The 25,191-nt window shown below is 42.7% G+C and carries 23 protein-coding genes; 13 read left to right on the top strand and 10 right to left on the bottom strand.

Annotated elements, in window-relative coordinates; translation table 11 throughout:
- Positions 1 to 31: 31 nt before the first annotated feature.
- Positions 32 to 814: a 2Fe-2S iron-sulfur cluster-binding protein gene (locus tag JWR61_RS07945; RefSeq protein ID WP_301927308.1), complete on the bottom strand. Its 783-nt coding sequence runs from the start codon at positions 812 to 814 to the stop codon at positions 32 to 34.
- Positions 815 to 1,229: 415 nt separating this feature from the next.
- Here JWR61_RS07945 and JWR61_RS07940 point away from each other — a divergent pair, with 415 nt between their 5' ends.
- Entirely contained in the window at positions 1,230 to 2,054 is an 825-nt protein-coding gene (locus tag JWR61_RS07940) for an aldo/keto reductase (protein WP_301927307.1), read from the top strand.
- 52 nt (positions 2,055 to 2,106) lie between these two features.
- On the opposite strand, the gene JWR61_RS07935 is transcribed toward JWR61_RS07940, so the two are convergent.
- Positions 2,107 to 3,396 (bottom strand): T9SS type A sorting domain-containing protein, encoded by a 1,290-nt coding sequence (locus tag JWR61_RS07935; protein ID WP_301927306.1) that lies wholly within the window; start codon positions 3,394 to 3,396, stop codon positions 2,107 to 2,109.
- 571 nt (positions 3,397 to 3,967) lie between these two features.
- Here JWR61_RS07935 and JWR61_RS07930 point away from each other — a divergent pair.
- Together JWR61_RS07930 and JWR61_RS07925 are read left to right on the top strand one after the other, a co-directional pair.
- Positions 3,968 to 4,996 carry an LLM class flavin-dependent oxidoreductase gene (locus JWR61_RS07930; RefSeq protein WP_301927305.1) on the top strand — a complete coding sequence of 343 codons (1,029 nt, stop codon included), beginning with the start codon at positions 3,968 to 3,970 and terminating at the stop codon, positions 4,994 to 4,996.
- A 430-nt stretch (positions 4,997 to 5,426) separates the two neighbouring features.
- Positions 5,427 to 6,143, top strand: a complete 717-nt coding sequence (locus JWR61_RS07925; RefSeq protein ID WP_290338751.1) for a hypothetical protein — start codon at positions 5,427 to 5,429, stop codon at positions 6,141 to 6,143.
- 74 nt (positions 6,144 to 6,217) lie between these two features.
- On the opposite strand, the gene JWR61_RS07920 is transcribed toward JWR61_RS07925, so the two are convergent.
- Complete coding sequence (locus JWR61_RS07920) at positions 6,218 to 6,631, bottom strand: DsrE family protein (RefSeq protein ID WP_301927304.1); 414 nt, start codon at positions 6,629 to 6,631, stop codon at positions 6,218 to 6,220.
- A gap of 154 nt (positions 6,632 to 6,785) precedes the next feature.
- Between JWR61_RS07920 and JWR61_RS07915 the strand changes: the two genes are divergently transcribed.
- Positions 6,786 to 7,253 carry a DinB family protein gene (locus JWR61_RS07915; protein ID WP_301927303.1) on the top strand — a complete coding sequence of 156 codons (468 nt, stop codon included), beginning with the start codon at positions 6,786 to 6,788 and terminating at the stop codon, positions 7,251 to 7,253.
- A gap of 272 nt (positions 7,254 to 7,525) precedes the next feature.
- Here JWR61_RS07915 and JWR61_RS07910 read toward each other — a convergent pair whose 3' ends face one another.
- The 3 genes from JWR61_RS07910 to JWR61_RS07900 form a co-directional block, all read right to left on the bottom strand.
- Positions 7,526 to 8,593, bottom strand: a complete 1,068-nt coding sequence (locus JWR61_RS07910; RefSeq protein ID WP_301927302.1) for a cyanophycinase — start codon at positions 8,591 to 8,593, stop codon at positions 7,526 to 7,528.
- 147 nt (positions 8,594 to 8,740) lie between these two features.
- Positions 8,741 to 10,186, bottom strand: coding sequence for an amidohydrolase (locus JWR61_RS07905; protein WP_301927301.1), 1,446 nt, complete (start codon positions 10,184 to 10,186; stop codon positions 8,741 to 8,743).
- Positions 10,187 to 10,320: 134 nt separating this feature from the next.
- Positions 10,321 to 11,319: an NADP-dependent oxidoreductase gene (locus tag JWR61_RS07900; protein WP_301927300.1), complete on the bottom strand. Its 999-nt coding sequence runs from the start codon at positions 11,317 to 11,319 to the stop codon at positions 10,321 to 10,323.
- 411 nt (positions 11,320 to 11,730) lie between these two features.
- Here JWR61_RS07900 and JWR61_RS07895 point away from each other — a divergent pair, with 411 nt between their 5' ends.
- Together JWR61_RS07895 and JWR61_RS07890 are read left to right on the top strand one after the other, a co-directional pair.
- Positions 11,731 to 12,051, top strand: coding sequence for a hypothetical protein (locus JWR61_RS07895; RefSeq protein ID WP_301927299.1), 321 nt, complete (start codon positions 11,731 to 11,733; stop codon positions 12,049 to 12,051).
- Between the two features lie 88 nt (positions 12,052 to 12,139).
- Complete coding sequence (locus tag JWR61_RS07890) at positions 12,140 to 12,955, top strand: alpha/beta fold hydrolase (RefSeq protein WP_301927298.1); 816 nt, start codon at positions 12,140 to 12,142, stop codon at positions 12,953 to 12,955.
- Positions 12,956 to 12,970: 15 nt separating this feature from the next.
- Here JWR61_RS07890 and JWR61_RS07885 read toward each other — a convergent pair whose 3' ends face one another.
- The gene (locus tag JWR61_RS07885) at positions 12,971 to 14,260 is read right to left on the bottom strand and encodes a hypothetical protein (protein WP_301927297.1); all 1,290 of its coding nucleotides are present in this window, start codon (positions 14,258 to 14,260) and stop codon (positions 12,971 to 12,973) included.
- Between the two features lie 203 nt (positions 14,261 to 14,463).
- Between JWR61_RS07885 and JWR61_RS07880 the strand changes: the two genes are divergently transcribed.
- Positions 14,464 to 15,486, top strand: coding sequence for an LLM class flavin-dependent oxidoreductase (locus JWR61_RS07880; protein WP_301927296.1), 1,023 nt, complete (start codon positions 14,464 to 14,466; stop codon positions 15,484 to 15,486).
- 68 nt (positions 15,487 to 15,554) lie between these two features.
- On the opposite strand, the gene JWR61_RS07875 is transcribed toward JWR61_RS07880, so the two are convergent.
- The gene (locus tag JWR61_RS07875) at positions 15,555 to 16,004 is read right to left on the bottom strand and encodes an Hsp20/alpha crystallin family protein (protein WP_301927295.1); all 450 of its coding nucleotides are present in this window, start codon (positions 16,002 to 16,004) and stop codon (positions 15,555 to 15,557) included.
- 150 nt (positions 16,005 to 16,154) lie between these two features.
- Here JWR61_RS07875 and JWR61_RS07870 point away from each other — a divergent pair, with 150 nt between their 5' ends.
- The 6 genes from JWR61_RS07870 (at position 16,155) to JWR61_RS07845 (ending at position 22,959) form a co-directional block, all read left to right on the top strand.
- Positions 16,155 to 17,096: a patatin-like phospholipase family protein gene (locus JWR61_RS07870; RefSeq protein WP_290338739.1), complete on the top strand. Its 942-nt coding sequence runs from the start codon at positions 16,155 to 16,157 to the stop codon at positions 17,094 to 17,096.
- 90 nt (positions 17,097 to 17,186) lie between these two features.
- Positions 17,187 to 18,509 (top strand): glycerate kinase, encoded by a 1,323-nt coding sequence (locus JWR61_RS07865; RefSeq protein WP_301927294.1) that lies wholly within the window; start codon positions 17,187 to 17,189, stop codon positions 18,507 to 18,509.
- A 210-nt stretch (positions 18,510 to 18,719) separates the two neighbouring features.
- Positions 18,720 to 20,063, top strand: a complete 1,344-nt coding sequence (locus tag JWR61_RS07860) for a GntP family permease (RefSeq protein WP_301927293.1) — start codon at positions 18,720 to 18,722, stop codon at positions 20,061 to 20,063.
- Between the two features lie 242 nt (positions 20,064 to 20,305).
- Positions 20,306 to 21,214 (top strand): SDR family oxidoreductase, encoded by a 909-nt coding sequence (locus tag JWR61_RS07855; RefSeq protein ID WP_301927292.1) that lies wholly within the window; start codon positions 20,306 to 20,308, stop codon positions 21,212 to 21,214.
- Positions 21,215 to 21,249: 35 nt separating this feature from the next.
- The gene (locus tag JWR61_RS07850) at positions 21,250 to 21,789 is read left to right on the top strand and encodes a hypothetical protein (protein WP_301927291.1); all 540 of its coding nucleotides are present in this window, start codon (positions 21,250 to 21,252) and stop codon (positions 21,787 to 21,789) included.
- A 90-nt stretch (positions 21,790 to 21,879) separates the two neighbouring features.
- Positions 21,880 to 22,959 carry a hypothetical protein gene (locus JWR61_RS07845; RefSeq protein ID WP_301927290.1) on the top strand — a complete coding sequence of 360 codons (1,080 nt, stop codon included), beginning with the start codon at positions 21,880 to 21,882 and terminating at the stop codon, positions 22,957 to 22,959.
- A 12-nt stretch (positions 22,960 to 22,971) separates the two neighbouring features.
- Here the strand turns inward: JWR61_RS07845 and JWR61_RS07840 are convergent, their stop codons facing one another.
- A complete protein-coding gene (locus JWR61_RS07840; protein WP_301927289.1) occupies positions 22,972 to 24,138 on the bottom strand; it encodes a hypothetical protein in 1,167 nt (388 codons plus the stop codon).
- Positions 24,139 to 24,952: 814 nt separating this feature from the next.
- On the bottom strand, positions 24,953 to 25,191 hold a 239-nt coding region (locus tag JWR61_RS07835), incomplete at its 5' end, for a hypothetical protein (protein ID WP_301927288.1).

Genomic DNA, 25,191 nt, shown 5'->3' with positions numbered 1-25,191 from the left:
AAATGTTACTTTATAAGTCTGATAAATCTGGTCAGGCAAACTGCCAGTTTTGTGCAGCTTCCTTTCCGCTATGCACTTCTTTTATAGCCGCAATGATATTGGGATAGGCGCCGCAACGGCAAATATTTCCCGACATGCGTTCCCGGATCTCATCGTCCGAAAGCTGCACGGAGACTGGCTTTTCCCTGATGTTTTCAGTGAGGTAACTTGCTTCGCCTTTCTTTGCTTCATCCATTAATGCCACTGCGGAACATATTTGCCCGGGTGTACAATACCCGCATTGAAAACCATCATGTTTTATAAATGCGGTCTGCATAGGATGCAACTGGTTGTTTTTTGCAAGGCCCTCAATGGTAGTTACATTTTTACCCTGGCAGCAGGCCGTTAGCGTAAGACAGGATAAAACCCTGTTGCCATCAATGATGACCGTACAGGCGCCGCACTGCCCATGGTCGCAACCTTTTTTGGTGCCGGTCAGCTGTAGTTTTTCACGCAGGCTGTCCAGTAAAGTCATTCGGGAATCCACCTCCAGTGCGACCGGCGCACCATTTACATTGAAAGAAGCGTTTACACCATTTTCAATACTGTTTATGGGGATGGTGCCGGGTGCAAGTACGGAAGGCGCTGCAAAAAGCTCATCCGGTCCGATGTATTGTGCTGCCGCAAAGCCACCGGTAATTACGGCAAGTTGCTTTAGAAACTGGCGCCGGCTTACACCGAAGATCGTCATGTCTTCAGGATCACCGGTTATCATGTCTTCGATTATTTTTTTTTCATCCTCATTAAAATCAGCAGCTTGTTTTTGATCTGTCATAAAGAAAATTTAAACATGGATCACTATACATTTAAAAATATGAAAGTACTGGTTGACTATTTTTGATAGGGCAGGGCGTTATAACACGCTACAAAAAAAGAACCAGATTGTATAAATGATAGCGAACGTTAAATTGTTTAATAAATAACAAATTATAATGTGCCTGGCTGATACAAGCCATCGCAACAAGGACAGTAAACTTTTATCGCAAACTCCATAAAGGGTAAAAAGGGCTGATTGCTGCTACAAATATTCCCCAATCGTAAATTGATTGCGCTTTATTTCCTCATGCAGGTTTTGATTCATCAACCTATTTTAAGCAGAGTAGGGTACGGCCTTATAAAAAAAAAGAATTGTTATGACATTTGCGGCACATGCAATGATAAGTTTAAGTAAATTTATCCAACCAAGAAATATGTTACAACGAATTATACCATCATCGGGTGAAGCTCTTCCTGTAATCGGAATGGGCACCTGGCAAACATTTGACGTCAATAACACGCAACACTATCCTGTATTAAAAGATGTATTGAAAGAATTTCATTCCGCTGGCGGAAGTTTGATAGACAGCTCGCCAATGTATGGCAATGCTGAAACGGTGATCGGCGACCTGACCTCGGAAATGGAGGTAAAAGACGATTTTTTTTACGCCACGAAGATTTGGACAACCGGTTTGCAGGAAGGTATTGACCAGTTAAACGCCTCTTTTATAAAGATGAAAAGAACCACCATGGATCTGGTGCAGGTACACAATCTCGTTGACTGGAAAATACATCTGCCGCAATTGCGCCGGCTGAAGACCGAAGGTAAAATCCGGTATACCGGCATTACCCATTATACAGACGACAGTCATGATGAACTGGAAAAAATAATGATTGCGCAAGTGCCGGATTTTGTACAGTTCAATTACTCCATTTTAAACCGGCATGCCGAAAAGCGCCTGCTGAATATTGCTGCGGACCTCGGCGTTGCTACCATTATAAATCGTCCCTTTGGAGAAGGGAAATTGTTTGCAAAAGTGAAAGAAAAACCTTTACCAATATGGGCTGCGGAATTGGGCATCGACAGCTGGGCTGCTTATTTTTTAAAATACATTATAGCAAATCGCTTTGTTAACTGCGTAATACCTGCTACCGGTAACCCATCCCATGCCAGGGATAATCTAAAAGCTGATGGAGGTATTTTACCGGATGCCGCAATGAAGAAGCAAATGATAGATTACCTGGAGAAATTACAATAAATACAAAAAGGGTAAAGCGGATGACTTTACCCTTTGAAATCAAAATTTTGATCTACCTGACTATGATCTTTTCGGTTAAATCCTTGCTACGGATAAAATACAGGCCTTTGGCATAATTATTCAGATCAAGCCATTGTACCCCGGGAGCAAATTTAGTTTTCTTCACCAGCATACCATTGGCATTAAAGATTGATAATGTAACAGGCTCATTGATTTGTAATTGACATTCATGCGCTGATGTACTGAGCAGCGAAAAAGAGCGGGTATTGTCTTCTACTTTCAATATCCTTGTATCGCTATAATTTGTGTTGCCGCTGAAATCTGTTTTCAGCAGGCGGTAATAATTAGTACCTTTTTGAGGATTTGACTGCATATAGCTATAGTCTTTTTTACTATTGCTGTTGCCTGCTGCCGGTATCATAGCAAGGTCGTGCCAGTTTACGCCGTCCATACTGTTTTGCACCATAAAATTTTCTATTCCCTGTTCACTCAATGTCTGCCATTTCAGCAAGGCCTTTCCGTTAGCGTTCGAAACTGTAAAATTGCTGAGCGTAACTGGTAAAACAATCGCCGGTTCAAAATTCAGATTGTCCACTGCCACCCAAAGGTTGTTATAGGGAGCGGCATCCGCAATTACAAAACGCACTTCATCCACATTTGCCCACAACGCACCAAATGTTAAACTCCCGGTGTTATTACCCGAAGCGTTATAGGCATTGCGATTATAAACAATGGCGGAATTACCAGTGCCATAAGTTCCCGACGCTTTTACATTAAAACTGTTAACAGTAGCGACCACCAGCCCGTTATCGTAACCAATTATATTATAAATTTCGGCACAATTGCCGTTTGAGTGGCCAAAGAATTCAACATCAAGGGAAGCCATCTTGAAATTAATGGTGTTACTGGTTGATTTAAAGTCTGCGTAAGTTGGACTTATTCCACCCGAAAAGGTCATCACCAGGGCGTTGCCGCTAAACACCGGGCCATCGCTTATTCCTCCTGCAACCGCATCCTCAACTCCTACAACGCCCGTGCCCCCACTGGTAGAATAAAGCATACAAGCGAGTGTAATAGTTGCAGGATAAGTATTGTTTGTATAGCCGGTAAAATTTTGATCTGCAGGGGTAGAAGGGCATGGCGATAAAGTAAACGCTCCTTTCTGGCTCGCAGGCGCAATTATTTGATTCGGGGTTGAATCAGGAATTCGTGCAGGACCTGCTGTCAGTTGGTTGCCTGTAACACCCCACAGCGCAAACACTAAAGTATACAATAATTTCAGGTGATTTTTGCTGCCTGCGGCGTCAGCCACCTGATCTGATTTTGAGTAAAAAACTTGCATGGATTTTTCTTTTGACTTTGGATAATAAACGGAAATCAAGTTCAGGCGATTTTCACCGTTGGTTGACCGTATTAAATGCTTTTTTGCCTAACTGTTATAATGCTGTACTTATTGCACGACTTATTTTTTTTGAATCGCTGCAACACCGGCTGCGGCTATGTTACAATAGTTTTGCTTTCAAAATTTTACTACACGGTAAAATCATAACCAGTAAATGGAAGACGAGCAACTAACAAACTTCTTTTTATGCTGCAACCTGTCTTTGACCGCATACAATTGTGTAGAAAGATGAACCCTGTAGCAGATCAGCCGGCTGGATAATTGATAAGTGAATTGGGTATACTGCTGCAAAAATTGATGAACGCTTGGTTACAATCTACGGTGTGATATTGCAGATTGTAACCGGACTTTATTAGGTGCCTTAGAACGAATACTACCTTATTTTCAGCAATCTTTCTATTGCAAAAATTTTTAATTGAAAATTGGTACCGGTATAACAACTTACCTGAACGCACCATTGAACTTTATGGTTTGCAAACTGTTATCAGCATACAAATTTTCGGTTTAAATCATGCAAAATAATACACTAAACAATATCGTCTTTTCAGTTCTGGACCTTGCAACAATAAAAGAAGGGGATACAGCAGCGGATAGTTTTCACAATAGTCTGCGGCTTGCAAAACATACTGAGCAACTGGGATACAGCCGGTATTGGGTTGCCGAGCACCACAACATGCCGGGAGTGGCCAGTTCTGCCACGCCTGTTTTAATTGGTTACCTGGCGGCTGGAACCAATAACATCAGGGTAGGGTCGGGCGGTATTATGCTCCCGAACCATGCGCCTTTGATAGTTGCAGAACAGTTTGGAACGTTGGCCTCTCTTTACCCGGGCCGCATTGATCTTGGCCTGGGCAGGGCTCCGGGCACTGATCAGGTTACCGCTTACGCGATCAGGGGAGAAAATATCCGTGCCGGCGACACTTTTGCGCAGGACATCCAACAACTTCAGCAGTTTTTTTCTGCAGATAACAGTAATGGCCGGGTAAGGGCTATTCCCGGCGAAGGGCTTGATATCCCCATTTGGATTTTAGGTTCCAGCACAGACAGCGCACTGCTCGCTGCTGCCCTGGGCTTGCCATACGCTTTTGCCAGTCACTTTGCACCGGCCCAGTTTTTAGCTGCTATTGATTTGTACAGGAATAATTTTCGTCCTTCTGGCAGTTTAGCAAGTCCGTATGTTATCAGTTGTGTAAATGTAATTGCAGCTGATACAGACGCGGAAGCAACCCAGCTGGCCACTTCGCTGCAGCAAATGTTTTTTGGCATTATAAGTGGCAGACGAAGGTTATTACAACCGCCTGTGGATGACATCAATGACATTTTGGACGCATCTGAATTGGCCATGTTGCAGCAAATGCTGGGCTATACATTTGTTGGCGGACCGGAAAAAATAAAAGATACAATGCAACTTTTTTTAGATAAGACAAAAGTGGATGAAGTGATGGCGGTATCTCATATATATGACCAGGATGCGAGGTTACAGTCGTATAAAATATTTGCAGAAGTGATGCAGGGGATCACAATGAAATTAACTGTGTGATTGACAGGAGCGATATAATTTGATTTTTCCACGGTCTGACCTTCGGTACCGACCGTGGAAAAGAGCACAACTTTTCACAGATCAGGAAAGCAAGGGCACCACGAATTGAAGACGGCGCATTGGGCTGAAAAGTATAAGAGGGCGATGCAACAATGCTGAACCAATTTCTAAAAGCCCGGACAAAATTAATTGCCTTTTTGCCTGGTTCGCCGCTTAATTATAAGCAGCAATGACCTACCTGCGTCTTCCCTGGCCATTTAACCATTAACAACCAATTGATTCCAAAATAACTGGGCATAACACACGATTTTTTTTATTGCCAGATTCTGTGTGTAATCGAAAATTATCACAACGAATCGCTTGCAAGTGGCGATTCTAATTTGTACTTTTCGTGGTCAAAATATATCTTCTACAATTAAAATTACGAGCAATGGAACTCAACATGTTAAATCAACCTACAGCCAGGCGTGGATTTATAGGTTTCCTGGCTTCCGGTGCTGCCACCCTTGGCGTGGCATCGCTGGCGTTTCCCCTTACCATGAAAGCTGGAGTGGAGTCAACCGGTAACAATAAAATTGAAACGGCCCCTGAAGATCCTGATGCGTGGTTTGCCAAAATAAAAGGCAAACACCGTATTGTTTTTGATGTCACACACCCTAAAGAAATATTTCCCTTTGCCTGGCCAAGGGTTTTTTTATTAACGAATGAAGGGACCGGTTCCGCGGCAAATGATTGCAGTGTCGTTGTGATACTACGGCATGATGCCATTCCCTATGCTATGGAAGATAAACTGTGGTCCAAATACAAATTTGGAGAAATGTTTAAAGCCGATGACCCCGCCACGAAAGCCGCCGCCACCCGAAACCCTTTCTGGAAGCCACAGAAGGGCACATTTAAGGTGCCTGGTTTTGGAGAAGTAGCCATTGGAATAGATGAACTGCAGGCCAGTGGTGTTATGTTCTGTGTATGTGATGCGGCGATAACCGTTTACAGTGCGGCAACCGCTGATAAAATGGGACTGAAGGCAGAGGATGTAAAAAAAGAATGGCTGCAGGGATTACTGCCCGGTATGCAGCCTGTTCCTTCCGGCGTGTGGGCCGTAGGCCGTGCACAGGAGCATGGTTGTGCTTACTGCTCGGTAGCCTGAACAAGGGCATACTATTTTGTTGCAGCGCCGCACATGTATTTGCGGCGCTGCTTTTTTAAATAAAACCATTGCATTTAGTGTGCTACTTTAATATAGCCCCAGCCTTCATGCTGCTTGCTGACAATTTCGTAGATGCCATCCGGTACAACCTGCACTCCCGGCAACAGATCCTGTTCACTAATGCCGTTTCTTTTCATGGTAAAGGCACATACTTTAAAGGTCACATTTTTACCAGCCATAAGGTCTTGAATGGGCTTTGCCTGGCCTGATTGTGCTTTGGTGACAAGTGGAAGCCCCTGACCATAAATGACTACCTCCAGCTTTGCCGCAGGATTTTCCTTGACGATCAGTGTCGCCTCACGGATGAGTGCCTGCTGACTGATTGAATCTTTTGTGCTCATATCAAAAACTACCCGGTAATCGGGCTGTTGCGCCAGTAAAAAATGAAACGTTAGTAAGAACAACGTGCAGAGTCTTATCTTTTTCATACCTGTTATTTTAGGGGATGAAAATTACAAATACTTTTGATGAATTGCAATCGCCGCGGGCTCATGCCAGATAGATGTATAAAAAGGAGATGCTATTTTAAGTGGTGTATATTTGAAAAGAATCATCAATTAATTGTACAAAAAGGGTTTAAAAATGAAAAAATTATCTGGTCTCGTAAAGCAACTGGAAGAACAGATTCCAAATGCTGCAAAAATAAATCCCGCCATTTCCCAGGCCAGCGTGGGCTGGCACATTGAACACAGTTTACTTGTGTTAAATGCGGTTATGAATGCGCTAAAAAAGTCAGATGCCGCGAAATATAAATGGAAGTTCAATTTGATGAGAACCTTTATTTATACGATTGGAAAAATTCCCGCAGGAAAAGTAAAAGCACCGGCTGCTGTACAGCCGAAAGGGGAATTCAATATAGAAAAAATACAAGCAGATTTTATAACTGTTCAACAAAATGTAAATGCTTTAAAAGACTTACCTGCCAATCATTTCTTTACCCATCCCTTTTTCGGTGATCTGAATGTAAAACCTGCCATTACATTTTTGAAACTGCATACGCGGCATCATTTAAAAATAATACAGCGTATTATTAAACAGGGTTTGCAATAAGCCTTTCTTTTAATCATTGTTACCGGGTCATCCATCCTAGTAGGAAAATAACCTGATTTACTGCAACCTCATTACCTTATTAACCGGACAAATTTTCAATACAATAATAAGGTCAATTCCTGATAATGCTTCATTTCTGCCAAGCTTTACATACTAAAATGAAAACCTAAATTTCTTTTACTCGCTATGTATTGTTCATCAAAATAACTGGTTCATACTTCAGCAATGCCGAAGCATTTATGGTAGTTGCGCTTTATAAAACCCCTTCGAAATTAATTTTGTACCAGTACACCATTGTTTACATAATAATGATAGGCTGTACCACCACCCAGCGTCCAGTTGGTGGCATTGAAACTTCCGTTACCGGTTAAACTGGCGCTGATTTTATAGGCCTTTACTGCAAGACCGCTGCGGTTCCAGGTAAGTGGGATTCCGCTGATGCAGGTTTCTGCCCCCAGGGTTTCATTTTGTAAAAAATACGCCTGGTTAATGCCATAAACTTTGCCTGCGCCTGTCTGGTCGATGCAGACTGCGGTTTGTTCATCTATGCCAATGCCTTTGATATTGGCATATGCAAAGTCCTTCATCATTCTTGCAAGAAACGTGATGTGCCTGCCTTGCCTGTCACGCTGCGTATAGTGAGAATCTGTAATGGTATTTTGCAACAGGGGAGTAGCAATAAAATCATTTTGCCCCAGCGTGATGTATTTATGGTATGGATCTTTTAACGCCTGGGCAGAAGTTACACTGCCCGTTTGTGCACTATAATAAATACTGCCCATCACTGCAAGACCGGCACTTGTGCCACCCACCGTAACCTTTTTTGTGTTGATCAGGTAATTGATGGCGTCTTCGGTACCGGTATTTTTCCAGTAATTAATATAATCCCACTGATCGCCACCGGCGATAAACAACGCTTCGGCATTGCGTATCTTTTGCGTAACTTCTGCAAGGTCAGCTTTGGCCCTGCTATCAATAATAATAGTCTCAACAGAATTTACGCCCACCATATCATACATATACTGGTTATACCCATCGGCACCCGTAGCCCTTATCACCACCACATCCCCGCCACCGGCTCTTTGTAAAAACCATTTTATGGCTGCATCCACATCTGTACCACCACCCATTAAAATAAGACCTGCAGTGGGTGAGGTAGTTACATCTGCAGCATCTCCTGTTAAATAGGTTACTACCGATGACACAGGTTTAAGTGCATTGCCTGCACTTTTATCAGCTGACAGGCTGGTAGCTGCAGGAACAGCTGTCTGCTTGGCGCAGCTAAAAAACACACCTAGAGAAATCAGTAACAGCAGCTTTGATGGTGATTGCTTTTGCATGATTAAATTTTGAGTGAAGTGGATTATCAAATATAGTTGATAACAGGTATGTATTTCCAATTTATTGCTACAATGATGCTATACCATTTCTGTAAGAATTAAAGAATATGTGGAAGATTAATTAAGTTGTTGTAAGCAGCAGGCGAATTAATCCCTGTAATTCAACGCCGGCTTTCTGTCTCCCAGTAAAGGTTTGTATTTATAATCACCCTTAAGTGTGTTGAATTCATCCGTTGCCTTTTTGATCAACGCCGGGTTTAAATACAGATCAATCGCCGTGAAAGCCAGCGTTTTTGCGGCTGCTATCATGCCTCTTGTGCCCATATCTTTCCCTCCACAGGCAACCGCCTGCCAGCTGTGTGCAGCTGTGCCGGGCACCCAGGTAGCCGTGGATAAACCCACAGTCGGCACAACATAACTTACATCACCTACATCGGTTGACCCCTGGTTTTTATCTGTATGCAAGGGAGTAACAATCGCCGCCGAATCCAGTGAAGGTATCTTACCTAAAAAAGTGGATTGCAATTTTTGTGCAAACAGTATTTCATCGGGCGTATAGGTTATGCCACCTACTTTTTCAAGGTTGGTCTGCATATCTGCCGCCAGTGTTTTGTTGATCAGTAAATCATGTGTTCCATCAATGACTTCATACTCCATTTTAGTTTCGGTGCCCATTGCTGCACCCCGGGCGGCCCTGGCTACCCGCTCAAACAAACTTTCAACAGTGGCTCTTTCCGGGTGGCGCACATAATAAAACACTTCTGCGAAATCAGGGACCACATTAGGGGCTTTACCACCATTTGTAATTACATAATGAATCCGGGATTCCTGCGGTATATGTTCCCGCATCATGTTCACCATGTTGTCCATGGCTTCCACCGCATCCAGTGCTGAACGTCCTTTTTCGGGTGACGCTGCGGCGTGTGCGGCAACGCCGTAAAACCTGAATTTGGCAGAGCGGTAAGCCAATGCACTGCTGTAAGTAACTTCATTTTTATCACCCGGGTGCCAGTGCAGTACCACATCTGCATTGTCAAACAAACCTTCCCTCACCATGTATACTTTTCCACCGCCGCCTTCTTCGGCCGGAGTGCCATATAATTTTATGGTGCCCCGGATTTTACCCGCTTCAATCAATTGCTGAATGGCAATGGCCGCAGCTACAGAACCGGTACCAAAAAGGTGATGGCCGCAACCATGTCCGCTTGTTCTTCCTTCAATGGGCGTCTTGGTAAATGAGGTGTCCTGTGACAGTCCCGGTAAGGCATCAAACTCCGCAAGAATACCAATCACAGGTTTACCAGTTCCGTAACTGGCTACAAATGCAGTAGGCATTCCTGCTACACCGGCTTCAATTGTAAACCCATGCTGGCTAAGGGTATTTTGTAACAGGAGTGAGCTTTTGTTTTCTTTAAATCCGACTTCGGCATAGTCCCAAATATTTAATGCAATTCTTTTATAGTCTTCATAACCAGCCTGTATATTTTTTGCAGCTGATGTCTTTAAATTTCCCCCAATTTTAAACGTGTTGTTTTGAGCAATGGAATTTAACGCTGCCACGAGTAAGCAGCCGGAAATAAAAATTAATTTCATGAATGTTATTTTAAACGAATGAATGGCGGTTGTACTAAAATACGAAGCCTGTATCCATCGACAGCATTTGTTTTATAAGATGCTTCCATTCAGCCATGCAATAAATAACGATTGACGCTTGTTGTTGAAACAAGCTATGCTTTCACAATCATCTTACCGGTGTTTTCTCCTTTGAATAGTCCCAGCAGCGCCGTTGGCAGTGAATCAAAGCCATGGATAATGGTTTCAGTGAATTTAAGTTTTCCTTCTTTTACCCATTGGGCCAGGTGTTGAATGCCTTCCGCAAATTCACTTTGAAAGTCGTTAATAATAAAACCCTGCATCAATACGCTACGGGTGAGCAACATAGATTGCAATCGTGGCCCGGTCGGTACTTCAGTGCTGTTATAAGTAGATATTTGTCCGCACAAAGGAATGCGGGCGTGAAAATTGATATTGGCTATCACCGCATCCGATATTGTTCCACCGACGTTATCAAAGTAAATATCCACACCACCAGGACAAGCAACTGCAATTGCTTTTTCCATATCCGTTGTGGTTTTGTAATTGATGGCTTCATCAAAGCCAAATTCGTCTTTCAGCAATTTTATTTTTTCATCAGACCCGGCAATGCCAACCACACGGCAGCCCGCTATTTTTGCCAGCTGGCCAACTACAACACCCACCGCACCGGCGGCACCGGATACCACTACTGTTTCGCCCGGTTTGGGTTTACCTATGTGCATCAACCCGAAATAAGCGGTTAGCCCCGTCATACCCAGTATGCCGATATAATAACTTGCAGGTGCAAGCGTAGTATCAATTTTAGAGATCAATTTTTCTGAAGCAACTATTTCAGTGCGCCAGGGAAGAAAGCCTGTAACCAAATCGCCGGTTGTAAAATTGGCAGATTTACTTTCCACAACGGAGGCAACAACTCCACCTGCAATGGGGGCATCAATTTGAAAGGGCGGGGAATAAGACTTGACGTCATTCATCCGGCCACGCATGTAAGGGTCTACGGAATAATACAATCCTTTCAGCAACACTTCACCTTCCTGCAACGCAGGCAATGTTATATTTTCTGTTCTGAAATCTGCTGCCACCGGAAGGCCTTTTGGTCTCCGGGCAAGCACTATTTGTTTTGTTGTCATGTTGTTGTTATTATTGTTATAAGTTGAAATAAGCAAATTTGCTGTTGTTTAGCAAGTTCTGCACCAGAAATATTACAAGTGCCGGGTGCTAAGGTTCAAATTATTTTTGTTTTGATCGGTAAGTATTTTTTTGCTTAGTAGAATTTATTACCCGCTGAGGGATGGAGAAAAGGGCAGTCATACAATAGTGGCTCGTTAAATAAATTTCTGCCGGTCCCGCAGATTAATAGGGAAGAATATGCAGACTTCCATTAAGAAACAGTTGTTACAAAGAGAGCAATGAATTAAACAATATTTGCGGCAACCTGCGCCATCTGCGGGAAGGTTGTCTCTGATAAGGCTGTTAAATGCACAATATGTCCTTGGCAGCAAAATTGTACAGGTAAGTTTTTAATTTAAAAATTTACTGCAATGGACTTAAGAAGTGAAGATCTCCCTGCCACATTACAGGCATTCGATTTGATGGATAATAAGGAAATTTTTTTGGCCGAGCAGGTCGTAAGCAATCAAGCTGAGATAGATATTTTTACCAACCGGTATGCAGGTAAACTGATTAAAGCCAAAACAACGTTGCCGGTGAACAGCAATTCCAGCTACGCCAAACCGGCTCACCGAAGCAGGTATTCTTCAACAGGAGTTGTAATGGCAATCATTGTGGTGCTGGTTATTGTGCTTGTCATCTATGGCTTTTCAACCGGCTGGATACAGGAAAAATTGCACATGAAAGTATGATGTGATGGAGCGTACAGTACGCCCAATGAATCAACCTGGTGTATTTTGACGTGAAGACAATCTTATCTTTACTGCAAAAATAATGGTCATGCAAAAATGGTTGTTGGCATTGCTCAGTGTAATTGTTTCAGGTACCAACAGTGCACAGGTGAAAGCGAATTATGGCAATAACAAAGCCGCGGCGAAATATTACGATGTGCGTGGAATGAAAATGTATGTAGAAGAATACGGTAATGGCAAACCGCTATTGTTGATACATGGTAACGGAGGCAGCATCAGCAGTATGACCAGTATTATTCCTTACTTTTCTAAGCAGTATAAAGTAATTGTAACCGATAGCCGTGCGCATGGTAAATCGACAGATACAAATGATTCCCTGAGTTTTGAAATGATGGCCGATGATGAGGCTGCATTACTGGACAAGATGCATATTGATTCAGCGTATGTAATTGGTTGGAGCGACGGGGGTATTATAGCCCTTTCGCTGGCTATGCGTCACCCGGGTAAAGTAATTAAACTGGCTTCAACAGGTGCCAATCTGTGGCCGGATTCTACCGCATTGATTCCTTCTTTATGGAAAGATGAACAAAAGCATTATGATGCCCTGCATACAAAAAAAATGACCGATGCCAAAGAGAAAAATGACTGGAAAATATTTATGCTCGACTGGCTGCAACCCAATATTCCATTAACTGATTTGACTGCTATTCAATGCCCCTCACTGATCATCAGCGGCGACCATGACTTAATTGTGCTGGAACATACGGTTCAAATTTTTAAACATATTCCACATGCCTATTTATGGATATTGCCCGATTCGGGGCATGGAACATTGGAAGAACACACCTCCGAATTCAATCAAAAAGTACATGATTTTTTTGTGACACCTTTTCATCAACGATAGTGCTTACCACCTCACCTATTCTTTTTCTTTCCTGCTGATTCTCGAACCCGTCAATGCGTTCAACTGATAATTGATCCCCTGCATAAAATTATTGGCCAGCGACGTATCGATTTTATATTGCTGTAACAACATGGCGGTTTGCTGCAGGTAAGTTGCAGTTAATTTTTTTTGCTGGCTGATCAATTCTGATGGCAATGGATATTTGGTAAATCGCTTTTCGAATGCCTGCCATTCATTTTTTAAAGATGGATTTTGGAGCAGTGCGTTTTCTATACTTATTAATGCAGGTGAATATTTATCGCTGCTGCTATCACGGTATGGCTGATGCAACTTCAGTGTGATAAACAAACGCGGTTGCCCGTCATATTCATTTTCATTTACCCCTTTTATCTGCAGAACCGAAGATGGCTTCCACCCCCTGGATAGCGCCATTACAATAAGTTCACTACTGATATTGCGGGTCTTGTTTTCAGATGCCATTTCAATCATTTCTTCCATGTTCTGCTCTAATACCGGCCAATGTGCAGCATACCAGTTTAGCACCTGCCGGTGATTATGGCCAAATACAATATTGGATGAAATCATTTTTTTGATGCGCTCATTTTTTGTGGAAGCCCATTCGTTGGCAACAAACGAAAATACTTTGTCCGTCATGTGATTGCACAGCACATCCAGCACCAGTATTTTTTTATAGTCGTCCTTCATTTCTTTATACTCACGGATCAATGGTTCGGAAGAAACCGAATCGTATTCGCCTATTAACTGGTACACTCCGTTTTGCAGCAGCCAGGAAGGTTGCTGCTTCAGAAAGCTGACCTTTTGCTGAAGCAGCCGGCTGTCTTTAGCAGAATCCTCCAAAAGCCCAGCGATTATTTCTAACTGCACGTTTTTGGAAGGATTGGTGTTTGTAAGGGCAAAGTTTACAAAAGCCGGGCGGTTGTATTGAAACTTACTGATAAACAGAACGGCAGCACTGCTGACCCAGCTATTTTTTGAATTCATCATCGGATAAATTTTCTGGTATAACAACAGCGCAGTATCATAACTCCCAGTCTTCCTGAGCGAATCGGTCATCAGGTAATGGTCATAGTAATTATGCCCGGCAAAATAACAAACCGCATTGTACTGTATTTCCTCATTGCTGCTGTTGAGCATCGGGATATAGTCTGCCTCTTCAAAGCCGGGTATGTTAACGTAGTGATATCCCGTATTGCTTTCCTCGTTGTCGCAGCCTGCCGACATCAGGGAGAGAATGGCTGTGAGACAGGCAAAGGAAATGACGATATTGAGCAAAATGTTTTTCATGAGCTTGCTGTTTAGTAAGCAGAAAGCTACCCGCATTATATTTAAATAACACTGACCATCGTCCGGCAAAATATTGAGTATTGTCAGTCCTTTTGCCCGAAAAATGTTGGGTTGGAATGATTAATCCTGGTGTTGGAATGCCTGTCGTCATTCAACTATATTTGCATGACGAAACAGTTATGCTAATGCTAAATAAACACTAAATGGAAATAGGAATTGATAGTTTTGCCGCAGCGTCAGCAAAGGCCGGCGGTACTGCAGAGGATAGCATGCAGGCGATAGACGAGTTGATTGAAAGAATTGTTTTTGCAGACAAAGCCGGCCTGGACGTTTTTGGAATAGGCGAGCATCACCGCAGGGAATTTTTAGATGCTGCGCCAACGGTGCTACTTGCTGCTGCGGCTGCTAAAACAAACCGCATTCGCCTTACAAGCGCCGTTACGGTTTTGAGTGCGGCTGACCCGGTAAGGGTATTTCAAAATTTTGCTACCCTGGATTTAATCTCCAAAGGCCGTATTGAAATGGTGGTAGGCCGCGGATCTTTTACTGAGGCGTTTCCCTTATTTGGATTAAAACTGGAAGACTATGACGAACTGTTTACAGAAAAGCTCGACCTGCTTTTAAAAATCCGCGCCAATGAAACAGTCAACTGGTCCGGTAGGTTTCGCCCGGCCTTACATAACCAGGCCATCTATCCAAGGCCTTTGCAGAACCCTTTGCCTGTCTGGATCGGTGTTGGCGGAACGCCGGCTTCTTTTGTCCGTGCCGGTACATTGGGTCTGCCTTTAATGGTTGCCGTCATTGGTGGTGAAACACACCGGTTTCGTCCCCTGGTTGATCTGTACCGGGCCGCAGGAAAAAAGGCAGGTCATTCGCCGGAACAATTGACCGTAGGTTTACATTCGCTTGGTTACGTTGCCAATACTACAGAAGAAGCCGTAGATGACTATTACCCCGGCTATGCTGAAACGTTTACCAGGATAGGAAAGGAGCGTGGCTGGCCGCCGGTTACCCGTTCGCACTTTAATGCGCAAACCGGAATGTTCGGAGCTTTACTGGTAGGAGGGCCTGAAGAAGTAGCTGAAAAAATTAAAAGGCATAGTGAGGCCCTGGGTGGTATTTCCAGACTTACTTTTCAGATGGATAATGCCGGGCTTTCGCACAAAAAATTAGTACAGTCTATCGGGCTGATTGGCTCAAAGGTTATGCCGCTGGTGAATGGATAAATGCAGGCTACAGTGTTTTGCATGACAAATGTTCCCATGCAAACTGTAAGTAAAAACAGGCAATAAAATTAATACACCACAATCCTGGTATGTAGATTTGCTGCAGGCTCACTTGACTTGGGAATATGCAAATGCAGTACGCCGCTGTTATATTCAGCACTTATAAATGCAGTATCCACATTTAATGGCAACTCAATGCGTTTATAAAAGAAGATGTTGTTAAAGCCCGGTTGCCCGTCGTTTTCTTGTGGTTGAATGCCCGATTCTTTATGCGTTACACAAACCGTTAAAAAGTTTTTGTCAGCGTAAACTACAAAATCTTCCCGCACAACACCGGGCACAGCTATTTCAACCTTAACATAGTCTGCCTCGTCTGCCAGGCTTACAGCAGGATACATGGTCCTGTTTCCGGTATGAGATTTTTTAAGTTCTTTCTTAACCGCAGTTTCACTTAGTAAAGGAACAAACTGACCGGGGTAAATGGAATAGCCGGGAGGGAACAATTTTGCATTTTTCATATGACTTAATTTAAGGTGGACCGAAGGTTCAAGTTACGCTGAATTTTTGAGGGAAAATAATGACAGTCATCAGTTAAATTGAAGGACAAAAAACTAATCATATGCATCAAAAATTCAGCCAAAAAAATACTACCTTTTGTAAAATAATGTATGAAAGCACTTGTTATTTCAGGCGGCGGCAGCAAAGGCGCATTTGCTGGCGGGATTGCTGAATACCTGATAAATGTATGTAAGCGGGATTATAAAATTTTCATTGGCAGTTCTACCGGCAGTCTGCTGGTACCGCTTTTATCCATTGGTAATACTGATAAATTAAAGCACGTATTTACCACTGTTACACAGGATGATATCTTTAACAATTGTCCTTTTTTGTTGAAGAAGAAGAAGAACGTGTATAAAACAAAAATCAATCACTTGGGTATTGTAAAAATGTTTTTAGAGGGGAAGAAAACATTCGGCGAAAGTGAGAACCTGCGGGACCTGATTTTTAAAACCATTACTGAAAGTGATTTTGAGCTGATCAAAAAAAATGATGTTCATATTACAGTGTCTAACCTCAATACAATGGCGGTGGAATATAAGGAAGCGAAGGACTGTACTTATACTGATTTTTGTGAGTGGGTTTGGGCTTCCGCTTCGCTGGTACCTTTTATGAGCCTGGTCACAAAAAACGGGTATGAATATGCGGACGGCGGTATGGGTAACATTGTGCCCATTTACCAGGCCATTCAAAAAGGGGCTACCGAACTGGATATTATTGTTTTAAAAACAAATGAAAACCCGGTGAATAAATTGCCTATCCGCAATGCACTGGATCTTACTTCCAGGGTGTTTTCTTTTATGCTGAACCAGATTGTTACAGATGATTTGATTATCGGCAGGCTGGAAGGAATGAATAAAAAAATCAAACTTAATTTTTATTATTCAAAAAAGGAGCTCACCACCAACTCCCTGATTTTTGATCCCGTTCAGATGGCCGAATGGTGGCAATATGGATATAGTGTAGGAAAAGAAAACTGCCCTGATTGCAGAACAATCGATCCGCCGGATGTTGCAAAAGTGGTCGCATCTGCCGTTCAGCATATGAAATAAATTGCAAAACCAATCTTCCTGGCCGGATATAATTTATGGTTAAGTTAGCATTAGTTGGTATGTTGCGGATGATTGCATGCAGCATTAAATATGACAACAAGGGACAAAGCCATACAAATATTTAACTCAGCTATTACAGCAGTGCAACCGGCACAATTAATGCCAGCCCATTTATTTATAAGCGACAGCACATTGCATATTTTCAACCAACAGTTTCCAATAGCCGGGTTGCAAAATATTTACGTAATTGGTGCAGGAAAAGCCAGCGCAGCAATGGCAAAATCGGTGGAAGAGATACTGGGTAATTTAATTAGTGCCGGCATCATTGTTACAAAATATGAACATTCCCTTCCACTGCAAAAAATCATTTGCGCAGAAGCTGCACACCCGGTGCCGGATGAAAGTGGCGTGGTAGCTACAGCACAAACCATCGAATTAATAAGTAAGGCAGGTAAAGGTGATTTAATCATTTGTCTCATCAGTGGCGGCGCATCTTCTTTGTGGATGGATGTACCGGAGGGATTAACTTTAAGCAAACTGCAAACAACATACGAACTGCTGTTGAAAAGTGGTGCCACGATTGATGAAATGAACACAGTGCGAAAACATTTATCTGGTGTAAAAGGCGGACAATTACTGCAATATGCACCACTTGCCAGCTGGTTTTCTTTTATTATATCTGATGTGCCGGGAGATGACTTATCGGTTATTGCCAGTGGCCCGACAGTAGCTGAACAATCTAAATTTGCAGATGCAGAAGCGGTATTGACTAAGTACAATTTAATGCATCGATTGCCGACTGCTATCAGCGATTATATCCATGCCGGGATTACAGGAAAAATAAATGAAACAGCTAAGTCAACAGACCCCGTTTTCAATCAGGTACACAACCATATTATTGGCAGCAATAGCATCGCCTTAAAAGCTGCGGCAGCAAGGGCCAAGGCATTGGGGTACAAGGTAGTCAGCATTGAAAATACGTTACATGGAGACGCCGCTGAGAGAGGTACGGCGCTCGTACAGCAATGCAAAAATTATACAGGAACGCTACCCGCCTGCTGGTTACTGGGTGGTGAAACCATTGTAGCAGTTACTGGCAAAGGGAAGGGAGGTCGTAACCAGCAAATGGCACTGAGCGCACAACTGGAATTGAGCAAGGAAGCAAATAATGCTACACCGGCGATTACTTTTTTAGCAGCCGGCACCGATGGAACGGACGGACCAACAGATGCAGCTGGTGCGATTGCAGACCAGTACAGTATTGAATTGGCAAGCGAAAAGAAGTTGGATGCAGCAGCCTATTTTAATAACAACGATGCATATCATTTATTTGAACAAACAGACAGCCTGTTTAAAACCGGCGCAACGCAAACCAATGTGATGGACCTGGTGATTGTAATAGCAGAACTTTAATGGATAAAGTGAATTGATAATTTTTTAATTGATAATGGATAATGTTGTCAGGTTATAGGTTTCTTCATTATAGTGAAAGACTTAATGATGCGATGCAGGAAAATTGATTTGCTACCACTTGCTACTCATTATCCATTAAAACTATCCATTAAAAAATTATCCACTATCCATTAAAACTATCCATTAAAAAATTATCAATTATCCATTAAAATGGTCACAGGCTTTTCTTTACTGCTTATTATTACTGCTGCTATTTTGTTTATCGTGATAGCCTGTTCCCGTTTTAAATGGCATCCGTTTTTAGCGTTGCTGATAGCAGCTTTGTTTACAGGGATTGCTGTGGGAATGCCGGTAAAAGATATTGCGCTTACTACCAATGAAGGCTTTGGCAACATGATGACGCATATCGGGCTTGTTGTAGTGCTGGGAACACTGATTGGAACCGTACTGGAAAAAACAGGGGCAACGCTTCGTATTGCTGATTCTATTATTCATTTTGTAGGAAAGAACAGGCCGGTGCTGGCCATTACCGTTATCGGATCAGTAATAGGTATTCCTATTTTTTGCGACAGCGGCTTTGTAATTTTAAACGGGCTTACAAGACCTTTGAGCAGGGAAACAAAAAAATCATACACTGCCATTGTAAACGGGCTTGCTGGTGGATTATACATCACGCACACATTACTACCGCCGCATCCGGGGGCACTGGCAGGTGCTGCCAATCTTGGTTTGGGACAACATCTTGGCACTGTTATTTTAACCGGGCTTGCTGTAAGCATCCCCGCTACAATCATTTGCTGGCTGTTTGCCTCCCGCTTTTTAAATGTAGTGAACGAACACGACTCGGCAGCAGAAATACAGGAAGAAGAACTAATGCACCTGCCCGTTTTTTGGAAAAGTGTATTACCGGTAATAGTACCCGTTTTATTAATAGCCGCAGGTTCTGCCACCGAAATAGTACCAATGCATGCACAGCTGAAAAATGGATTGCATTTCCTGGGGAGCCCTGTAATAGCTTTACTGAGTGGCTTATTGTTGTCCTTATTGCTGGTGAAGCAATCTGAAGTCCCGGTTTTCAACGGGTGGATAACAGAAGCGATCCGAAACGCAGGACCCATCCTGATATTGGTTGGAGCTGGCGGTGTATTTGGAAATGTGTTAAAGAAAACACCACTGGCCGACCTGGTGCAGCATTGGGTAAGCAACGGCACATTTTCGCCGATGGCTTTTTTACTGATTGCTTATGCAATTGGGTGTTTATTAAAAACGGCACAGGGTTCAACCACATCAGCCATTATTGTTGCTACCTCCATATTATCGCCTGTTGCATTTATAGCAGGGTTCAAAGACCCATTTCCATTGTCATTATTACTGGGCGCTACAGCTTCGGGAGCCATGATGGTAAGCCATGCCAACGACGCTTACTTCTGGGTAATATCGCAATTCAGCGGACTCAGTATGCAGCAGACTTACCGCAGTTTTTCCTTATTAAGCATCGTGCTGAGTATTTGCTGCCTGTTGGTTGTTTTACTGCTTGCATCAGCACTGCTTTAGAAAAATCACCCAACAGAATTTACTTCACAATACTATTCACGAGATGAGCCAGGCGCTGGCATGACCGGCAATCACTGTGTTCAAGCGAATTTTTTACTGGCAGTTTTCCTCCTCAACTGGGTAAGATTATGAACACAAATTGCTTGCCTTTGCAAGTTGTTTACTGCATATTATTTTGGCATGTTTCTGTTGCTTGTTATACCTGCGCTCAATTTATTGATAACTTTTAAAAGACAAGTATCATGACATCTGCATCAACAGTAAATAACGAAACGAAACGCATGGAAAACCCTTTGGAACAGTACCCGGTGCCACCTTATGAAGAACAGCAACAGGCACCTCCGGGAGACGAAGATTTGTTGCAACCCGGGGCTGATCACGGGGAACTGACTTATAAAGGATCCGGCAAGTTGCAGGGGAGAAAAGCGGTAATCACTGGCGGAGATTCCGGCATTGGAAGGGCCGTGGCTATTGCATTCGCAAGAGAAGGCGCCGATGTAGCCATTTCTTATTTAAACGAAGATGATGACGCACAGGAAACTGCCAAATATGTAGAAGAAGCAGGAAGAAAGGCCGTATTGATACCAGGCGATATCAGTGATCCCCGGCATTGTAAAAATGTGATTGAACAGGCTGTAAAAGAATTGGGTGAGATTGATATTTTAGTAAACAACGCGGCGTTCCAGGCTACACACGAGTCACTGCAGGAAATAACTCCGGAAGAACTGGATTACACTTTCAAAACAAATATCTATTCCATGTTTTACCTGTGCCAGGCGGCTGAGCCTCATTTTAAACCTGGCAGCACTGTAGTTAATACAACTTCTGTAAATGCGTACAAGCCTTCGCCTGGTTTACTGGCTTACGCGGCTACCAAGGGAGCAATACAAAATTTTACGTCCGGCCTGGCACAGCTTTGGGCAGACAAGGGAATACGGGTTAACTGTGTTGCACCCGGTCCCATCTGGACACCTTTAATTCCATCTACCATGCCTGTTGAAAAAGTACAAAACTTTGGAAAAGATACACCGCTGAAAAGAGCAGGGCAACCAGCCGAACTGGCACCGGTATACGTATTGCTTGCATCGCAGGATTCAAGTTATATGACGGGTTCAACAGTGCAGGTAACCGGCGGAACACCTACCATTTAAAGTCCACCAAAAGAAGCACCTCTAAATAGAATTGGATGAGCAGCATTGTTTTTGACCGGCGACATTTAAAAGAGTACCTGCTGTTTGGATCGGCCGCTGCCACATTATATACTGTGGCAGTCGTTTTATTTCTTTACCATAATAGTTACCAGCATTTGTATTATCTTTTCATGGGCTGCCTGTTTTTTATGGTAGCCATCTTTTTTTACGAGTATAAGCTGCTGTATACCCGTTATGATCAAAAACGGGCAGTATCAATGCTCCTGGCCGGTCATCTTACTACCTTGACCGGGATATTGGTGGCTGTTCTTTTTGCTGTGATAGCCATGTTATTTTTCAACCCGCATTTATTTTCTACAGTGCCTGAGCAACAATTATTGCCCGGGGCTGCAGCGCAGGACCTGACTACTAAACCTGTTTACTTGCTGGGGATGATATTGGCCACAGCTACCATCGGGAATTTTGCAACCGGTTCCTTTATCTCAATAATTGTTAGTTACGCGGGCAAACGGGACCAGACAAAAGATTGGCCTCCGGATATGGGAAAAAATCAGGCAAAACCTTCAAAATTTTAATAGTACACTGCTGGCAATACGTTAGGACAAGATTTTTAAGAAATAATAAGGGAAGAAAAACGTTAACAGGTAAAGCAAATCCAATTCTATATGAAAAAGTACCTGTTTATCCTCGTATTTTGCCCGTTTATGTCCTTTGCACAAGCAGTAGATCTAGATCGTTTTAATTTCACGGTGCAGTTTCACTCGCTGCCTGCCATGCGCCTTGACAGCACTTATCACACTTACAATGTAGTGGTAGAATCCAGCAGAATGATGCAGCCGTTTATGAAACCGGCAGTGGCAGAAAACTCCGTAATATTGGAAGGATGGAGAAAACTTCCTGCGTACGGGCATATTACTATTAAAGTAAAACTCGAAGATTTGTTGCCCGAATCTGTTTCTGTTAAAGAAAGAATTGAAAATATTAAAAATAACCTGGGACAAATTACCGGTACACGTACCTTATACCACGAGGAAGTGGTATACACGTTCGCTGCGATGGCAATGATATCTGATTACAAGGGTATGCATATCATGGACCAGACACTGGCCGATCGTGGTTACAAGCAAGTTTTTAAAAGTCCTGAATTTGCCTTCCGGCCAATGGCAGAAGGTTATTTTGTATTGAACACAATGACCACCACCGGCGACCTGTACCGCAATTGCGTTAACAGGGCCATGCACTACCTCAGTGACCGCATTACCGATAATTTTGGTTACAGCGATGTCACGGTAAATGATATGATGTGGATCGTGGGCAACAAAAAGCATCCTGAATATGAAGATCACCGCAAAGCTTTTCAGCAGTTGACGGAAGTACTTTTTTCGATGAATGCCAACCAGTCCATCGAAGGTGCACGTGAACAATTAAAACCGGTAATTGATTATTTTGAAAGTGTTAAACAAAGGTATACTTCCAGCAAAAGACGTGACCGAAAAATCCGCTATGCAAGTTATTATAACCTGGCCGTGTTGTATTATTACCTGGATGATCCGCAGGCGATGATGAAGGAAGCTACAGGGTTAGTGCTGAATGATTTTGATACAAGAGACGGTAAAAATTTTGAAGCAACTGCCACCAATCTAAAAAATATTTTTCAGCAGGCGAATATTTACACACGTCATTTTAAGATAGATCCGTTAAGCTACAGAGGCCCGCTGGAAGGATCAGAGCAAACAGTGAGATAAACTGTTGCAATATCACCGGCCATACCGGGAATAGTAACCGCCGTAGCGTGAGTGATAACCACCAATAATCAGGTCGATTGAAAAGGCATTTCCCTGCAGGCTGCTGCCGCCGCTGTTGCAGTAGTTGACTACATTATACCGGCCCTGCAACCCCAGGTAAAAAGTGGGTGTTACATAAAAGTTATACCTTAATCCGCCATTGGCGTTGAATGCATTTATTGACAGCGGCCTCAGGCTTTGATCATTTGATTTAGAAACATCAAAACCATCAAAGCCAATACCAGCCATTACTCCAAGGTCATTCTTTTGATTGCTCAGCAGGTAACAGGTGTAATCAAATCCGATATAGCCACCGAAAAAATGATCGCTTTGATACATTGTATTGTTTCGTTTAATCAGGTAAGGGTTAGCACTTTTTATAAAACGAAACTGCATAGTAAAATCAATTTCCTGTTTGTCTTTTCTTGTGCCCCACTGAAACCCGATAGCCGGATGATTGCCAATTATTTTAAGATCACCATTCGGAACCCAGGTGCCAATTAGAAAAGCGCCATTCACACGGGATCTTTTTCTTTGCTCTTTTTCTTTTTGTTGTACCAGTGCCGCCAGTTCCGGATATTCTTCGGCATGGTGTTTAATTTCTGTTGCCGGATCGGTAATATCACCAGTAAAAACGGAGCAGATAAATTTCTCAGATCCATCCAATCGTCTTTCTGCCATCAGCAATTTTGCCCAGATAGAAATGAATTTATAAAAGGCCGCTTCATTTTTGTAATAAGGTGAAGTATATCTTTTATAGAAAGAAAATGAACGGGCGTAGTTCTCCAGTACCGAAATAGTAAAAGCACTGAGGGAATCTTTTTTAAATGTAGTCTGTTGTATAGACAGCAGCAGCGAGGTACAGGTTATTTTATCATTGTCGCCACAGGCGTCTTTCCAGATGTTAATGGCTGTGTGCATGGAATCAAAAGCCTTTTGCCGGTAGAGTGTTGGAAATATCTCGACGGCGTTTAAGAACACATCATTGCAGGTGGGATGTGTTTTTTTCAATTGTTCTTCGATGGTCTGAGCCTTCGCATTATTGAAGAGGCAGGGGAGAACAAGCAGGCAAAAAAGCAAGGGTTTCATAACAGACAAAATGGTTACCCAAAAATAAGTGTAATATGGTTTTATATCCAACTGGAACAATATTTTAATGGGATTGATCTGATGCGGCCTTGAAAAGGGGCTGGCAAAAGCAAGGTTTTTGTAAAAAGAATACGACCCCACAGATATATCTCCGAAGGAGGCCAAACCGGGGTGGAGATTGTTTTTACAAAACCCCGGCCAGTTCCGCCCTTGTATTTTGGCGGAACGCAGACTTTGCTTTTGGCAAAGCCTGTCAAGATCTTTGCGGCAGATAAGGATGAAGGGTGCTAAAAAATTCTATTTAACGTATTCGCTTGAAAGATTTCCAGATAGTAATACTTAGTGAATCTGTTTTAAGAAATCATCAGAATTTTTAAAATGCTTGAATTGTGGTTGGGGAGGTACGAGCTAACCTCAATGATCAATATCATTGTCCGACATAGTTCTCCGGGCTTATTCGCCGAAGGTGCAAAGAAATAGGGCGGAGTACCATGCCGGGCCTTTTGCGATAAGCATTATATAATCACATATTGATGTTTTAATTGTCTGTAAGCGTTTATAAAATCGGGAATTGTGGTTGGCGGGGCAGAGCTAATCTCAATGACCAATACTTTTATCATGCATAGTTCTCCTGGCTTATTTGCCGCAGGCACAAAGATATAAGGCAGGTGTACTATACAGGGTCTTTGTCATTCCTTATTAATATTTATCTGCATCCCTGCACCATATGGCTGACACAAGATTTTATACAAAATGAGTATTGAGAAAGCTTGCTTGGTATAGTTTAGGGACTGCCTTTGCAGAAGCATGCTGATCACTCTTTATTTTTTTCTGCTAATTTATTTGCAAAACAAATTTTACAGATCTATTTGCCAGCTGCTTTTCTTAACTTTTCTCTAATTTTTAATTCCTCCAATGCTGTTTTCACTTCATTGGTTGCTGTTGATTGCTCCCGCAATTTCTTATTCAGTTCAAAGGCCTTTCGTTCTTCCGCCTCCCAGCTTTCTACACTATCCCGCATAGGGTAGCTTGATACTTGCAGGCTGTCCAGCCTGTACAGGAATTGTAAATTAGTGAAAGTACTTTTTTGTTTCAGGTAGCGGT

Origin of the sequence: Ferruginibacter sp. (genome assembly GCF_028288465.1) — a bacterium.
In the GTDB taxonomy this organism is placed as follows: domain Bacteria; phylum Bacteroidota; class Bacteroidia; order Chitinophagales; family Chitinophagaceae; genus Ferruginibacter.
The sequence above is the reverse complement of the archived record's forward strand: the minus strand, read 5'-3'. Positions and strand labels throughout refer to the sequence as shown.